Origin of the sequence: Pseudonocardia sp. NPDC049635 (assembly GCF_040659795.1) — a bacterium.
GTDB lineage: Bacteria > Actinomycetota > Actinomycetes > Mycobacteriales > Pseudonocardiaceae > Pseudonocardia.
Map to the genome: position 1 here is coordinate 1 of NZ_JBFAON010000040.1, position 13942 is coordinate 13942.

At 72.0% G+C, this 13942-nt stretch carries 15 protein-coding genes; 8 read left to right on the plus strand and 7 right to left on the minus strand.

What is annotated here, in order from left to right; translation table 11 throughout:
• Positions 1 to 156: 156 nt before the first annotated feature.
• Positions 157 to 795 (plus strand): HNH endonuclease, encoded by a 639-nt coding sequence (locus tag AB0J24_RS27585; protein ID WP_358686707.1) that lies wholly within the window; start codon positions 157 to 159, stop codon positions 793 to 795.
• A 58-nt stretch (positions 796 to 853) separates the two neighbouring features.
• Here the strand turns inward: AB0J24_RS27585 and AB0J24_RS27590 are convergent, their stop codons facing one another.
• Positions 854 to 1144: a hypothetical protein gene (locus tag AB0J24_RS27590; RefSeq protein WP_358686708.1), complete on the minus strand. Its 291-nt coding sequence runs from the start codon at positions 1142 to 1144 to the stop codon at positions 854 to 856.
• 273 nt (positions 1145 to 1417) lie between these two features.
• On the opposite strand from AB0J24_RS27590, the gene AB0J24_RS27595 reads away from it, so the two are divergent.
• Positions 1418 to 2455, plus strand: a complete 1038-nt coding sequence (locus AB0J24_RS27595; RefSeq protein ID WP_358686710.1) for an LCP family protein — start codon at positions 1418 to 1420, stop codon at positions 2453 to 2455.
• Here AB0J24_RS27595 and AB0J24_RS27600 read toward each other — a convergent pair.
• The 4 genes from AB0J24_RS27600 to AB0J24_RS27615 form a co-directional block, all read right to left on the minus strand.
• The gene (locus AB0J24_RS27600; RefSeq protein ID WP_358686711.1) at positions 2418 to 3722 is read right to left on the minus strand and encodes a GNAT family N-acetyltransferase; all 1305 of its coding nucleotides are present in this window, start codon (positions 3720 to 3722) and stop codon (positions 2418 to 2420) included. The two genes, AB0J24_RS27595 and AB0J24_RS27600, sit on opposite strands and share 38 nt — an antisense overlap.
• A gap of 2 nt (positions 3723 to 3724) precedes the next feature.
• Positions 3725 to 4669: a cupin-like domain-containing protein gene (locus AB0J24_RS27605; RefSeq protein WP_358686713.1), complete on the minus strand. Its 945-nt coding sequence runs from the start codon at positions 4667 to 4669 to the stop codon at positions 3725 to 3727.
• Between the two features lie 174 nt (positions 4670 to 4843).
• Positions 4844 to 5641, minus strand: coding sequence for a glucose-1-phosphate cytidylyltransferase (locus AB0J24_RS27610; protein WP_358686714.1), 798 nt, complete (start codon positions 5639 to 5641; stop codon positions 4844 to 4846).
• A gap of 206 nt (positions 5642 to 5847) precedes the next feature.
• The gene (locus AB0J24_RS27615) at positions 5848 to 6048 is read right to left on the minus strand and encodes a hypothetical protein (protein WP_358686716.1); all 201 of its coding nucleotides are present in this window, start codon (positions 6046 to 6048) and stop codon (positions 5848 to 5850) included.
• A gap of 77 nt (positions 6049 to 6125) precedes the next feature.
• Between AB0J24_RS27615 and AB0J24_RS27620 the strand changes: the two genes are divergently transcribed.
• Positions 6126 to 6368: a hypothetical protein gene (locus AB0J24_RS27620; RefSeq protein ID WP_358686717.1), complete on the plus strand. Its 243-nt coding sequence runs from the start codon at positions 6126 to 6128 to the stop codon at positions 6366 to 6368.
• A gap of 132 nt (positions 6369 to 6500) precedes the next feature.
• Positions 6501 to 7292 carry a DUF5753 domain-containing protein gene (locus AB0J24_RS27625; RefSeq protein WP_358686718.1) on the plus strand — a complete coding sequence of 264 codons (792 nt, stop codon included), beginning with the start codon at positions 6501 to 6503 and terminating at the stop codon, positions 7290 to 7292.
• A gap of 76 nt (positions 7293 to 7368) precedes the next feature.
• On the opposite strand, the gene AB0J24_RS27630 is transcribed toward AB0J24_RS27625, so the two are convergent.
• Positions 7369 to 8226: a siderophore-interacting protein gene (locus tag AB0J24_RS27630; protein ID WP_358686719.1), complete on the minus strand. Its 858-nt coding sequence runs from the start codon at positions 8224 to 8226 to the stop codon at positions 7369 to 7371.
• The gene (locus AB0J24_RS27635; RefSeq protein WP_358686720.1) at positions 8223 to 9224 is read right to left on the minus strand and encodes an ABC transporter substrate-binding protein; all 1002 of its coding nucleotides are present in this window, start codon (positions 9222 to 9224) and stop codon (positions 8223 to 8225) included. Before AB0J24_RS27635 ends, AB0J24_RS27630 begins: the two co-directional genes overlap by 4 nt.
• 65 nt (positions 9225 to 9289) lie before the next feature.
• Between AB0J24_RS27635 and AB0J24_RS27640 the strand changes: the two genes are divergently transcribed.
• From AB0J24_RS27640 to AB0J24_RS27655, 4 genes are all read left to right on the plus strand, one after another.
• Entirely contained in the window at positions 9290 to 9934 is a 645-nt protein-coding gene (locus AB0J24_RS27640) for a helix-turn-helix domain-containing protein (RefSeq protein ID WP_358686721.1), read from the plus strand.
• A gap of 84 nt (positions 9935 to 10018) precedes the next feature.
• Complete coding sequence (locus tag AB0J24_RS27645; RefSeq protein ID WP_358686722.1) at positions 10019 to 11965, plus strand: AarF/UbiB family protein; 1947 nt, start codon at positions 10019 to 10021, stop codon at positions 11963 to 11965.
• Positions 11966 to 12076: 111 nt separating this feature from the next.
• Positions 12077 to 12643 (plus strand): dTDP-4-dehydrorhamnose 3,5-epimerase, encoded by a 567-nt coding sequence (gene rfbC, locus AB0J24_RS27650; protein ID WP_358686723.1) that lies wholly within the window; start codon positions 12077 to 12079, stop codon positions 12641 to 12643.
• Positions 12643 to 13929 carry an SAF domain-containing protein gene (locus AB0J24_RS27655; protein ID WP_358686725.1) on the plus strand — a complete coding sequence of 429 codons (1287 nt, stop codon included), beginning with the start codon at positions 12643 to 12645 and terminating at the stop codon, positions 13927 to 13929. The genes rfbC and AB0J24_RS27655 overlap by 1 nt, the downstream gene beginning before the upstream one ends.
• Positions 13930 to 13942: the final 13 nt, after the last annotated feature.

Here is a 13942-nt window from a genome sequence, read left to right on the forward strand (position 1 = left end):
CCCTCGGGATCCACCTCGGCGGCCGTCCAGGCGACGCTCCGCGGCCTCCGGAAGGGGCCCAGCAAGACGCTGGCCGCGGCGCTATCACACTCGCGTAACCCGGCTTCCGTATGGTCGACTACATCTCGGACCTCGAGCGTTCGCGGAGGTGGTCGCGTGCCGTACCGACAACCCGTCCCCAGTGGTGCCGGGACCGTCGTCACCCCCGACCTGAGAGCGGTCGATCCGCTCCCCGACGATCACCCTCCCGCACCGGGTGCCGAGCCGCCGCCCGCGGCGTCGGTGCCGACTGGGGCCCGGGTACTGCTGCTCAACGCCAGTTTCGAACCGCTGGCCGTCGTCACCTCGAAGCGGGCGATCCGCCTGTTGCTCTCCGGCAAGGCCGAGTGCCTCCAGGAGGCCCTGGAGGGCGCCGCGTTCCGGTCCGAGAACCTCTCGCTCCCCGCACCGTCGGTGCTGCGGCTGTCCCGCTACGTGCGCGTCCCGTACCGACGGGCGGTGCCGATGACCCGGGCCGGTGTGCTGCGCCGGGACGGTCGTCGTTGCGCGTACTGCGCCAAGCGGGCCGACACCATCGACCACGTGATCCCACGCAGCCGGGGTGGTGCGCACAGCTGGGAGAACTGCGTGGCCGCCTGCCGGGCGTGCAACTCGCGCAAGGCGGACCGGCTCGTCGAGGAGCTCGGCTGGACCCTCTCGACGGTTCCGGGGCCGCCGTCACGCAACGGAGCGGGGGTGCTGGTGCTGGCGGTCGAGCCGCTGCCGGCCTGGGAGCCGTGGCTGTCGGCGGCATGACGCCGGCCGGGCCGGTGCCGCACCGGCCCGCCGCGACCGTGCGGCCCGAGGGGCCGGGTCAGGGACGGAGCAGCCAGGAGGCCAGCCGCACCCGGCGCCGGACCGGCCGGCCGCCGCGGGGAACGAAGGCGCCGCAGTCGGTTCCGCAGGCGCCGCAGTCGGTTCCCGGGCGGTAGTGCTCGTGCGCCTCGCGCTCGTGGCCGCAGCGGCACAGGTCGACGGCGGCCGGGGCCGGCGGGGGGACCGGGGGGACGGCGGGGAGCTGGTCGGCGTCGTCCGCGGCGGGCCGCGGGGCCGGGATCGCACCGGTGGAGGACACGGCGGTCGGGGTGTCCGGGGTGACGCTCATCGAAGGCTCCTGTCGAGTCCGATACGACCGGGTGGCCGCTATGCCGTGTGATTCGCCTGGTCCGAGTGGCCCATTAGCGATTCCGCCGTGGGTTCCCCAGAACTGATGACGGTGTCGTCGCGGTGTTCACCGTCGGTGCTCTCCTGGCCCTGACCTGCGACGATGCGTAACGGTGAGCACGGTCGCGCACGCCCGGTGTCAACCTTTCGGTAACGCCGGACGTCCTACGGCGACGAGACAACCGGACCGCCGAACGGTCCCGGAAGGATTCCGATGCGTAACGCCGTTCCCCCGCCCTCCGTGCAGCGGCGCCGCACCGGCCGCCGGCTCGTCCTCACCTTCCTGACCCTGCTGCTGGTGTTGCTCCTGGTCGTGGCCGGCGCGGTCGCCTACCTGGTGTCGAGCGTCGGCGACGACGTGCCGCGCATCCCGGACGCCTTCCGCGGGCTGGAGACGACCGACCGCCCGGCGACGTTCGGCGGGACCACGTTCCTGCTCGTCGGCACCGACTCGCGGGCCGACGAGCCGATCACCGGTGCGGGTGCAGCGCCCGGTGCCGACGGCGGCTCCGAACGCAGCGACGTGATCATGCTGGGCACTCTCGCCCCGGACGGGCGCAGCGCCTCGGTGGTGTCGATCCCGCGCGACTCCTGGGTGGAGATCCCCGGACGGGGCATGGACAAGGTCAACGCCGCGTACGCCTACGGCGGTGCGCCGTTGCTGATCGAGACCGTGGAACGGCTCACCGGGATCCGCGTCGACCACTTCGGCGTGATCGACTTCGCCGGGTTCACGTCCCTGGTCGACTCGGTCGGCGGTATCGAGGTGACGGTCGCCAGGGCCACCAGCAACGAGGGTGTCGACTTCACGGCGGGTGAGAACCACCTGGACGGCCGTGAGGCGCTCGCCTACGTCCGGCAGCGCTACGGCCTGCCGGGTGGCGACCTGGACCGGGCCGCTCGTCAGCAGAACGCGATCAAGGCATTGCTGGAGAAGGTGCAGACGACGGCGGCCACCGACCCGGCGTCGCTGTACACGTTCGCGACGAGCGTCGGCGACGCGGTCAGCATCGACGACTCGCTGAGCAACACCGGGCTCGTGTCGCTGGCGCTGGCGAACCGGAACCTGCGCGGGTCGGACGTCGCGTTCGTGACCGCCCCGGTGGCCGGGCTGGGTCGGGAGGGGGCGCAGTCGGTGGTGTACCTGGACGAGGCCCGCGGGCAGGAGCTGTGGGGCGCGGTGCGCAACGGGTCGGTGCAGCAGTTCGCGGACCTCAACCCGGGGGAGGCGCTGGGCGCGACGCCGTCGTAGCGGTGGACGTGCGACCCCGGCACCGCGCGCGCAGTGCGCTCGTCCGGCGGGTGAGCGACGCCCCGACTGCGGCTGTCCCGGCACGCACCAGCCCGACGGGTCCGTCGCTGCGCCACCGGCGGACGGCGTCGCCCAGTGCGGCATGCACCTGCGGATGCCGGTCGATCAGGCGCCGGCGTAGAGCGGCACGGGACCGGACGGCGGCGACGAAGGCCGTCTGTCGGACCGAACCGGGCCGGCAGAGCAGGTGCCTGTGCTGGTGGACCTCGACAGTGCGCCACCGGCGCTTGTACGGCTCGTCGCCTCGCAACAGGTCGACCGTGGCGAGACCGTGCCGCTCGACGATGTCGAGGCTGCGACGGAGGGTGAGCGCGGTGACGTCGACCTTCTCCCGCAACGACGGTGTGAAGCCGATGAAGTAGGTGTAGAGGGAGCGCGATCCGACGAGGAGCAACTCGGCCGCGACGACCTCTCCCTCGAGCCGGTAGCACTCCAACCGGGCCGCGCCGCACCGAGCAAGCTCGACCAGGGCGTCGAGCAGCAGGCCCCGGAACCGGGGGCTGAAATGCTCCGGATTGCCGTTTCGACCCTCCCACTGCCTGCGATGCAGTTCGATGAGCACGTCGACGGCTGTCGGGAGATCGTCGTCGGCAGTCGCGCAGGTGATCCCGGACTGCTCTGCACTGCGGACGCGACGACGCAGCGACTTCGTTCCGGGGCCGGTCAGGAGCTCGGAAACGGAACGGAACGGGACCTCTATGCTGACTGAGGCGTCCGTGACGGCCACGCGGTGCCGCCAGGAGCGGGACAGGCTCTCGGCCGCGCTGCCCTCACGGACCTCGGGGAGGTCGAGCAGCTGCCATCCGGGAAGGGCCAGCAACGCCCCGGCCAGCCGGTGGAGAGCGGCCGGCCGGTGGAGGTCGTCGACCGGGAACTCGGTGATGTCGGACAACCCACGCCCCACCGGGGCCAGCACTCGCATACCTGCGCGTCGTTCGACGAACACCGCCGCCCCCGCGACAAGTACGCCGCCGCGCCGGACACAGATCACCCGCTGCGCACCCTCGGGGCCGTAGTGCCGCCACCAAGCGCTCAACCAGCCGTGCCGCTGGAACGGAGTGGCGGTGGCGCAGCGGTCGACCAGATCGTCCCAGTCCCGGGCCAGGCCGTCGAGATTGCCGAGGACATCGACCGTCCACGTGGCGTCGGGAACTCCGGAGCGGAGCGGTGGGTGGACACGGTCGTGGGTCGAAGCAGAGGTGCCCATCGTCAGTTCGCGTACTCCTCGTGCGACGAGTCGACCGGTCGGCGCCCCCAGGGCGCCGAGGGATCGACGATGTAGGTCGGCCTGCGCTCTGCAGCCTCCCTGTCCCTGAGCCCGGTGGCACGCCACACGGTGGCCAGGGCCGCCTTACCGAGGAAACCGGGGCCCTCGGTCGAGCGGGAGCGGGGCCGCCAGCCGAGCCGGGACCGGAGCACTCCGTTGCCGAAATTGACGAGGTAGGCCCGGCGGCTGGGGAAAGTCCAGTGCTCCGTGGTGAGTGAGACGTTCAGGACGTTCTGGTTGACGATGCGGTGCGGCGCGTTCAGGGGCCAGTGCAACATGTCACCCGGTGTGAGCTCGTACTCGCGCGCGTACTCGTCGAACCATGTCTCGTAGGTGACGTCCTCCTCCGACACCCGGCGGACCACGTCCTCGAGTTCGGCGGGGCGGAGGAAGGGGGCGGTCGGCGGGTAGATCCAGATCCGCTTGCGCCCGCGGAGCTGCCACAGGGTCTGACACGGGACGTCGCAGTGGTAGTAGACCTGCGCGCCCGGTGAGGAGACGAGCAGTCCGAGCGTCTGCTTCGTGGCGCGCGGCCCCGGGAACCGCTGGTCGATCTCGGTGTAGATCCGGTCGAGGAGGTCCCGGAACCGGGAGTCCGCCCGGTGCAGCCGGACCATGTTGATCCAGAGCCGGCCGTTGCGGACGGCCTCGATGATCCGGGAGCCACTCAACCCTGCTCGGTCGCAGTAGGCCCAGTCACCGTGGTCGTGCCCGTCCGCAGCCATCGTGTTGATCATGACTTGGTCAGCGGGCAGGGTGTCGATCAGGGAGGCCAGAGACTCGTCCGAGAACAGATCGAGGTCGCCGAGAGAGTGGCGCAACCGCAGGGGTTGGGTGCCCCAGAGATCGGCCCCGCGCTGGTCCAGATCAGTGAAGATCGCGTTCACTCCCCGCCCCCATCCGCCCGTTTCGGACTATCCGACCGTGACCTCGGACGGGTCCGGGGTGGTGTTACTCCGTCCGGCCCGCTGGGGAAGGCTTCACTGGAGGCCGGGGCGCCTCCCGTCGCAGCGGTCCGCCCGGCACCGGGCGAGATCCGACCGCTGCGACGGGTCCGGCGATCAGGACCAGGTCTTCCAGGGCGCCTCGCCCTTGGACCAGAGGCCGTTGAGGAACTCGTAGTCCTTGAAGGTGTCCATCGCGCACCAGAAGTCCTCGTGCTGGTGGACGCCGAGCTGGCCGTCGCGGGCGAGCCGCTGCAGCGGCTCGTGCTCGAGCCACACGTCGTCGTCGCCCTGCTCGCCGAGGTAGGTGTCGAGGAACTCGCGCTTGAAGGCGAAGAAGCCGCCCGAGACGAAGCCGGTGACCTGGGTGGGCTTCTCGTTGAACTCGACGACCTGGTTGCCCTCGACGTGCATCTCGCCGAACTTCGAGGTCGGGTGCACGCCGGTGACGGTGCCGATCCGGCCGGACTCCTCGTGCTCCTTGGCCAGCGCGTTGATGTCCACGGTGGCGACACCGTCGCCGTAGGTGAGGAAGAAGTTGTCGGTGTCGACGTACTGTGCGATCTTCCGGATCCGGGAACCGGTCGCGGCCTCCAGGCCGGTCTCGGCGAAGGTGATCTCCCAGTCCTCGTCGACGCCGTTGTGGAAGTCGATCCGGTGCTTGTCGGACATGGAGAGGGTGAAGTCCGCGGAGCGGGCGCGGTAGTCGAGGAAGTACTCCTTGATCGCCCAGCTCTTGTAGCCCAGGCACAGGATGAACCGGCGGTACCCGGCCTCGCGGTAGATCTTCATGATGTGCCAGACGATCGGTCGCCCGCCGATCTCGACCATCGCCTTCGGGAGGCTCTCGCTGGCCTCCCGGATGCGCGTGCCCTTGCCTCCGCAGAGGATGACGACGGGGGTCTCGGGGTTCATGCGGTCCTCTCGGTTCACGGGGAGCGTGACGGGCAGCAGCGTGACGGGGCAGTCTCGTCGCTGGTGTTGCAACCGCTCACCAGTACCGCACTGTTATCGCACACGGCGCGAGAATCGGGTCACATCGGTCCGGCGCGGATGCGCTGCGTGCGGGCGTGGTCATGGAGAGTGACGCCGGGTGGTGCGGCGGAGTCGTTCGGCCGAGGTCAGTCGTCGGCCACGATCCGGCGCACGGTGTTGCGATGGAAGCCGCTCAGCTCGGCGAGTTCGACCTGCGACACGCCGGCTGCCGCGGCGATCCGGATCGCGTCGCGGAGGGCACGGTCCGCCGAGTCGAGGTCCGCTCGTGCGCGGTCCCGCTCGCGGACGGCGGCGTCCAGACGAGCGCGCGCCGTCCGACTGTCCACCCCGGGACTCTGACACTGCACATCTACAGTGCAGATGACGAGATCGACATTGCACATGTACAGTGCACACTGTGGCGGTGAACGTCTATGCGGTCCATACGGCGAAGCCGGACTCGGTGAGCGCTGTCGAGGTGGTCTTCCTGTCCGAGGGCGAGGCACGAGAGTTCGCGGCAGACCGTTCCACCGACGAGCGGGTGCTCTCGGCGTCGGTGACGTCGTACGTGGTGGGGCTGTTCGGCAGTCGTCAGCCGGTCTGCTGGTTCCGCGGGGGAGCGGAACAACCGGTCCGCTTCGACCGGCCGGACATGTTCGGGAGCTGAGCGCTCGGAGCTCTCCAACACGTCCCCCTGGCACGACGACCTCCGTAGCTGCGTCGGGTCCGGGACCGGGCGCTGGCCGAGGCCGTCCCGTTGAACGAGTTCCTGGCTCGCGAGAGGAGGTGACCTCCCCGCGTGGTCGACGACAGCCCGGCTCGCCGACGACTCCGCAGCGAGCTGATCCGGGTCCGTGATCTGGCCGGCATCTCCGCACGGGGCATGGCGCGGACTCTCGGGCTGAACCGAGGCGTCGTCCAACGGTTCGACACCGGGCGCGGGATGCTCCCGCTGGAACGGATCGAAGCCTGGCTGGACGCCTGCGCGGTCACCGGTGCGGAGCGGGAGCAGATCCTGGGGCTGGCCGAACGCGCGACCGGGGAGACCCGGCCGTGGCGGGACCTGCTGGAAGGGGCCGGTCACCTGCAGGTGGAGGTCCGGGAACGGGAGGCCGAGGCACTCGCGGTGCACGCGTTCCAGTCCACGGTCTGGCCCGGCCTGTTGCAGACCCCCGAGTACGCCCGGCTGGTGCTCACCGCCGGGCACACCACCGATGTCGACGGCGCCGTCGCGGCACGCGTCGCCCGCCAGCAGGTGCTCTTCGACGGTGCGGTCCGGTTCAGCTGGGTGGTGACCGAGCACGTGCTGCGAGCCGACCTCGGTCGGCCGGACGTGCTGGCGGCGCAGCTCGACCGGGTCCGGTCGCTGAGCCGCCTCGATTCTGTCTCGGTCTTCGTGCTGCCGGTCTCGGCGCCGGTGCTGCCCTGGCACAACTTCCTGATCTGGACGCCCGCGCAGGGCGACCCCTATGTCACCTCCGAGCTCGTGCACGGGGAGCTGGAGGTGCACTCCCGCGCGGACGTCTCCGTCTACCAGGCGTTGTGGCACACGCTCTCGGAACACGCCGAGCCGTTCAGCATCGACGACTGACAGGCTGGCCGGGCATCGGGCCGACAGCCCGCGCCCTGGACGCGGACGGCCGGCGGGCCGTGGATGACGACTCCGGTCAGACCTCTGCCAGGTCGATGTCGTGGTGGTCCTCGTAGGGTCGTGCGGTGCCCTGCGCCGCCGTGAACGCCGCCATCCGCCCCGCGTCGGTCTCGGTGACGGTCATGCCGCGTCGCCAGTAGCCGGTGGCGTGCAGGTCGGAGCGGTCGACGCCCCGCTCCCGGAGCAGCTGGCCGCGGACCTCACGCACCATCGCGGCCTCCCCGGCGACCCAGGCCTGTACCCGCCCGCCGGGCAGCGTGAGCCCGCGCAGCGCGGTGGGCAGGTCGTCGCCATCGTGCAGCCAGGTGATCCGCGGGTCGTCGCAGACGTGCTCCTCGGGCCCGGTCACCTGCAGCAGCGCGCACACCTCGGTGCCGGGCAGCGACTCCAGGATCGCGACGGCACCGGGGACCGCGGTCGCGTCACCGACGAGGACGTGCGCGTCCACGTCCGGGCACGCCCAGAACTCCGAGCGTGGTCCGGTGAACTGCACCTGCTGACCCGGTACCGCGGTGCGTGCCCAGCGGGCGCCGGGTCCGTCGCCGTGCAGGACGACGTCGAGGTCCATCTCGCAGGCGAGCGGATCGAACCGACGCACGGTGTAGGGACGGAAGGCCGGCCGGGGGCCGTCGATCTCCAGGTTCGGGAACACCCCGCGGATTACCGGGTTGTCACCGGGTGCGGCGGGCAGGCTGAGCTTGATCGCGTCGGCGGGCAGCGCGCCGTCGGCGAACGGGGCCAGTCCGTCCCCGCCGAGGGTGACCCGCAGGCAGCCGGGGGTGACCGGCGTGGTCCGCGCGACGTGGGCCTCCCAGAGCCGCAACCGGGTCCCGGCGCGGTTGCGCCGGCGCAGTTCGGAGTGCACACCGGTCATGAGGGGTTCACCTTTCCGAGTACCGGATCGAGCTGGTTGAGCAGCCACGGGATGTTCCCGGCGGTCGGCAGCCGCAGCGCGCTGACGGTCGCGAGATCGACGACCTGGTACCGGCCGTCCCGGGCGACGGTGAGCCGCTCGAACAGCGGGCTCCCGGTCACCTGGGCGGCCAGCTCGGGGGTGCTGGCCGCGAGCAGCAGCAGGTCGGTGTCGAGGACGGCCAGCTGCTCGAACGACACCGTCGCCGCACCCGCGCCGCGTGCGGAGCCCTCCTGTCTGGGCAGCGCGGCGACCTCGTCGTCGAGGTGCATGCCGAGCGCTGCGAACAGGTCGGCTGTGATGTCGTCCGGACGGCCGGTGACGGCGATCGAGCCCGGTTCGCGCGCCCAGCCGACCACGAACGCGGCTCCGTCCAGCCCGGGGTGTGCGGTGCGGGTCCGTTCCAGGTCGGCCTCCACCTCGGCCACCAGATGCTCGGCCCGGTCGCTCCGGCCGAGCGCGGCACCGACCGAGCGGGCCTCGTCCTGCCAGCTGTCGGCGAGCACACCCGCGGTATCGGCGACGGTCGGGGCGATCGCGGAGAGCTGCGGGTAGAGCGCGTCGATCCCGGCGAAGGAGTGCGCCAGGATCAGATCGGGGTCCAGCGCGGCGACCTTCTCCAGGCTCAACCCGTCGCCCGAGGTCGTGTCCAGAATCTCGGTCCGACCGGGGTCGAGGGTGCCCACCGCCCAGGGCCAGACCCCGTCCGCCGAGTAGGGCGACCCGGCGGCCGCCACCGGGGTGACACCGAGCGCGGCGGCCACGTCGGCGTCCGCGACGCCGAGCGCGACGACCCGGGTCGGCTGCTGTGCGACGACGGTCTCGCCGAGGCGGTGGGTCACTGTGACGGGAAAGGCGGCCGCACTGTCCGCGGCCTGGTCCGCAGGTCCGGCCGCCGGTGCGGAGCAGCCCGCGAGGAGAGCGGCGGCGACCACCGCGGGAAGGAAGGTTCTGAGCACGCCGCCGAAACTATGACAAGCTGTCACTGATGAGCAAGGGTAACCTCAGTTACTACGCTGTCGGCATGACGATCGACGCCCGCACCGGCCGCCGCCGCCCGGGGCCCGCCCCGCGGGTGAGCCGGGAGGCGATCGCCGACGCCGCGCTCGCACTCGGCTTCGACCGGCTCACCGTCACCGCGGTCGGGGAACGGCTCGGCGTCTCGCACGGCGCGCTGTACCGGCACGTCACCGACCGGGACGACGTGGTGCGGGCGGCCGCCGAGCGGCTCGTCGAGTTGCACCCGCCGCCGCCCGCGGCGCAGCGGTGGCCGGACACCCTCGTCGCTGCCGCGCTCGCCTACTGGGAGCTGCTGCGCAGCACACCGGGTTTCGTCGAGGCGATCCTGGCGAGCCCGGCCGCCCGGGAGCCGCTGCACGTGCACGGCACCGCGCTGACCAGGGCGATGCTGGCGCACGGGCTGTCCCCGGAGACGGCCGTGCTGGCCGCGGACAGCGTGCTCGATCTCGCCCAGGACTCGGCGCGCACCGCGGCCCGGCTCGACGAGGCCGATCCGGAGCGGATCCGGCGGCGGATCACCGCGCGACTGTCCGAGGACGACGACGAACCCGCCCGCGAGGTGATCATCGGGGCCCTGCTGGGGGACCCGGGGGAGTGGTTCCGGCGCAAGCTCGACGTCGTCGTGCGGGGGCTGGGCACGCTGGTGTGACGGGCCGGGCACAGGGTGCCCTCCGGGGGTGACCTCCGGGGTGTCCCGGAGCCCACCCCGTCGGTGAACCAGCACACTTCCGCCGTGGAATCCCTGCTCACGGCACTGTCGGCGCTGCTCGGGGTCTGGGTGCTCGGCATCCTGGTCAGCCGTCCGTTGCGGATGGACTTCTCCCTCACCCGCCGGCTCGCCGCGGGCGCCGTCGCCTTCACGAGCGCGATCCCGATCGTCGAGCAGATCACCCCGGCCGGCGTCGTCGGGACGACCGAGCCGTTCCCGGTCCTCTGGTACCTGGTCCTCGGGACGTTGCTGGCGGTGCTGCTGGCGATGGTGTTGCTGGTGCTCGCCGAGGTGATGGTGCCGAGCGGGTCGCTGCCGGGGCCGCTCGCCCTCCTCCGGAGCCTGCCGCGCCGGTGGCGCCGCGCCCGCCGCTACGCCGCGATCGTCCGGGTGCTCGCCCGGCACGGCCTGGCCGCCTACGTCTTCACCCGGCAGCGACCCGACCTGGACGCCCCCGGCGGCCGCGCCCGGCTCGCCCGTTCGGTGCGCGCCGCGCTGGAGGACGCCGGCGTCGCATTCGTCAAGCTCGGCCAGATCCTCGCCACCCGCCCCGACCTGCTCCCGGCCGAGTTCGTCACGGAGCTCGCCCACCTGCAGGCCAGGGCTCGCCCGGTCCCGTGGCCGGAGATCGAGGCGGTGCTGGCCGCGGAGTGGGGATCCGCGCCCGGGGTCGTCCGGGTCGAGCCCGAGCCGCTGGCCGCGGCCTCGATCGCGCAGGTGCACACCGGCACCCTGGCCGACGGCACCGAGGTGGTGGTGAAGGTGCAACGGCCGGGGATCGCCGCCGTCGTCGCCGACGACCTGGACATCCTCGACCGGCTCGCACGCCGGCTGCAGCGCCGGACCCGCTGGGGCGCCCGCCTCGGCGTGGTGGCGCTGGCCGACGGGTTCGCCGCGTCACTGCGCGAGGAGCTGGACTTCACCGTCGAGCTGCGCAACGTCCGGGTGATGGCGTCGGCGGCCGCGGCCCGTGGCGCCGACCGGGTCGTCCGGACCCCGGTGCCGTACCCCGAGCACAGCACCCCGCGGGTGCTGGTGCTCGAACGCGTGCACGGCAGGCCGGTGTCCACGGCGCCCGGCGACGAGGAGCTGGCCGGGGCGCTGTTCGAGGCGCTGCTCGGTCAGATCGTGCTCGACGGCGTCTTCCACGCCGACCCGCATCCGGGCAACATCCTGCGTACCACCGCCGGCAGCGCCACCGGTGGCGCGCCGCTGGTGCTGCTCGATCTCGGCTCCGTCGGTCGGCTCGACGCCGGGCTGCGGTCCGGGCTGGTCCGGCTGCTGCTCGCCGTCGACACCGGTGATCCGGTCCCGGTCTGCGACGCGCTGCTGGAGTTGGCGCAGGCGCCGCCGACGCTGGACGAGCGTGCGCTGGTCCGCGACGTCGGCCGGTTCCTGGTCCGGGCCACCGCGCCGGGGGTGCCCGCCGACGCCGCGGTGTTCGCCGACCTGGTGCGGATCGTCGCCGCGCACGGCATCGCCGTCCCGCCCGAGCTGGCCGCGGTGTTCCGGGCCATCGGCACGCTGGACGGCACCCTCACCGCCCTCGACCCCGGATTCGACCTGATCGCCGCCGCCCGCCGGTTCGCCGCCGAGCAGGTGCGTGCCGAGCTGGAACCGGATGCGCTGCTGCGCCGGGCCGGCACCGAACTGACCACCCTGCTGCCGCTGCTGCGGGCGCTCCCGCGCCGGGTCGACCGGGTACTGGGCGCGCTCGACGACGGCACGCTCGCGGTACAGGTACGACCGCAGGCGGGGCGGCTGGCCCGGCCAGAGGCCGAGGCGATGGGGCAGCTCGTCGCGACCGCGCTCGCCGCCACGACCGGGTTCATGGCCGTCGTCCTGCTGGCGGCGCCGGGTGGGGCGGAGGTGGGGCCCGGACTGTCGGTGCACGAGCTGCTGGGCTATCTGCTGCTGATGGTCTCGGCGATCCTCGGGCTGCGCAGCCTGGCCCGCTCCTACCGGTCCTGATGCTCACCATCCGTGGCGTACCCGTGACTCCCGGCCGACCGATCGCGTTGCACCGGTCACGATGCGGAGGGCGGACGCAACCCCGGAGAGGGGATGGGCGACGCTAAAGGTATGGACATCCACCCGACCCCGCTCGCCGGATCGGCGCTGATCGACCTCAAGCGGCTGGAGGACGACCGCGGTTTCTTCGCCCGCTCCTTCTGCGAGCAGGAGTTCGTCGACGCCGGGCTGGACCCGACCATCTCCCAGTGCAACCTGTCCTACAACCACGAGGCGGGCACCCTGCGCGGCTTCCACTACCAGCTGGAGCCCAACGCCGAGGTCAAGGTCATCCGCTGCGTCCGCGGCGCGATCTACGACGTCATCGTCGACCTGCGGCCGGAGTCCGAGACCTACCTGCAGTGGTTCGGGGCGGAGCTGTCCCAGGACAACTACCGGGCCATGTACGTGCCGCGGAACTTCGCGCACGCCTACCTGACCCTCACCCCGGACGCGACGACGATCTACCAGGTCTCGACGCCCTACACCCCGGGTGCCGAGCGGGGCCTGCGCTGGAACGACCCGGCGCTCGACGTCGAGTGGCCGCACCAGGTCGCGCACATCTCCGACAAGGACGCAAACTGGCCGCTGCTGGCCGACAACGCCGACTTCCCGACCGTGACGAGCGGGGCCCGCTGATGCTGATCCTGGACACCGCGCTCGCCAAGCGTGCCGCCGAGAACCGTCCCATCCGGGTCGGCCTGGTCGGCGCCGGGTTCATGGGCCGCGGCCTGGTCAACCAGATCGTCAACTCGACGCCCGGGATGGACGTCGTCGCGATCGCCAACCGGACCGTGCCGACCGCCGTCCGCGCCTACACCGAGGCGGGGTGCGAGCCGGTCGAGGTCTCCACCACCGCCGAGGTCGAGGCCGCGATCGCCAACGGCACCCCGGCCGTCCTCGGGGACGCGTTCGCGCTGCTCGCCGCGGAGAACATCGACGTGCTGGTCGACGTCACCGGTGCCGTCGAGTTCGGCGCCCGGGTGACCGTCGCCGCGATCGAGCGCGGGCTCCCGGTCGTCACGATGAACGCCGAGCTGGACGGCACCGTCGGCCCGCTGCTGGCGGAGAGGGCCCGGCAGGCCGGCGTCGTGCTCACCGGCGCCGACGGCGACCAGCCCGGCGTGCAGGCGAACCTGCTGCGGTTCGTGAAGGGCATCGGGATCACGCCGCTGGTCGCGGGCAACATCAAGGGCCTGCAGGACGAGTACCGCAACCCGACCACCCAGAAGGGGTTCGCCGAGAAGTGGGGCCAGGACCCCTACATGGTCACCAGCTTCGCCGACGGCACCAAGGTGTCGTTCGAGCAGGCCATCGTGGCGAACGCGTTCGGCTTCACCGTCGGCAAGCGCGGCATGTACGGCCGTGACCACGCGGGGCACGTCGACGAGCTGACCGGCGTCTACGACGTCGAGGAGCTGCGCGAGCTGGGTGGCGTCGTCGACTACGTGGTCGGCGCCAAGCCGGGCCCGGGCATCTACGTCCTCGGTACGCACGACGACCCGAAGCAGCAGCACTACCTGAACCTGTACAAGCTCGGCGAGGGGCCGCTGTACAGCTTCTACACGCCCTACCACCTCTGCCACTTCGAGGTCCCGAACACGATCGTGCGGGCGGTGGACTTCGCCGACGCCGCACTGACCCCGCCGGGTGCGCAGCGGGTCGACGTGGTCGCCACGGCCAAGCAGGACCTGAAGGCCGGGCACACCCTCGACGGCCTGGGCGGTTACGACACCTACGGTGTCGCCGAGGCGTCACCGGTGACCCGGGCGGAGAAGCTGCTGCCGATGGGGGTGGCCGAGGGCTGCGTGCTGACCCGGGACGTGGCGAAGGACGAGGTGCTCACCTACGACGACGTGACGTTGCCGCCGGGGCGGCTGATCGACGCATTGCGCGAGGAGCAGGAGAAGCTCTTTGCGAACTAGGTCCCGGGCCCGG

What these genes read in the sequence shown, in the direction of transcription:
- AB0J24_RS27590 (WP_358686708.1), bottom strand. Translation starts at nt 1,144, where the DNA reads ATGAGCGTCACCCCGGACACCCCGACCGCCGTGTCCTCCACCGGTGCG.
- AB0J24_RS27595 (WP_358686710.1), top strand. Translation starts at nt 1,418, where the DNA reads ATGCGTAACGCCGTTCCCCCGCCCTCCGTGCAGCGGCGCCGCACCGGC.
- AB0J24_RS27600 (WP_358686711.1), bottom strand. Translation starts at nt 3,722, where the DNA reads ATGGGCACCTCTGCTTCGACCCACGACCGTGTCCACCCACCGCTCCGC.
- AB0J24_RS27610 (WP_358686714.1), bottom strand. Translation starts at nt 5,641, where the DNA reads ATGAACCCCGAGACCCCCGTCGTCATCCTCTGCGGAGGCAAGGGCACG.
- AB0J24_RS27630 (WP_358686719.1), bottom strand. Translation starts at nt 8,226, where the DNA reads ATGACCGGTGTGCACTCCGAACTGCGCCGGCGCAACCGCGCCGGGACC.
- AB0J24_RS27640 (WP_358686721.1), top strand. Translation starts at nt 9,290, where the DNA reads ATGACGATCGACGCCCGCACCGGCCGCCGCCGCCCGGGGCCCGCCCCG.
- rfbC (WP_358686723.1), top strand. Translation starts at nt 12,077, where the DNA reads ATGGACATCCACCCGACCCCGCTCGCCGGATCGGCGCTGATCGACCTC.
- AB0J24_RS27655 (WP_358686725.1), top strand. Translation starts at nt 12,643, where the DNA reads ATGCTGATCCTGGACACCGCGCTCGCCAAGCGTGCCGCCGAGAACCGT.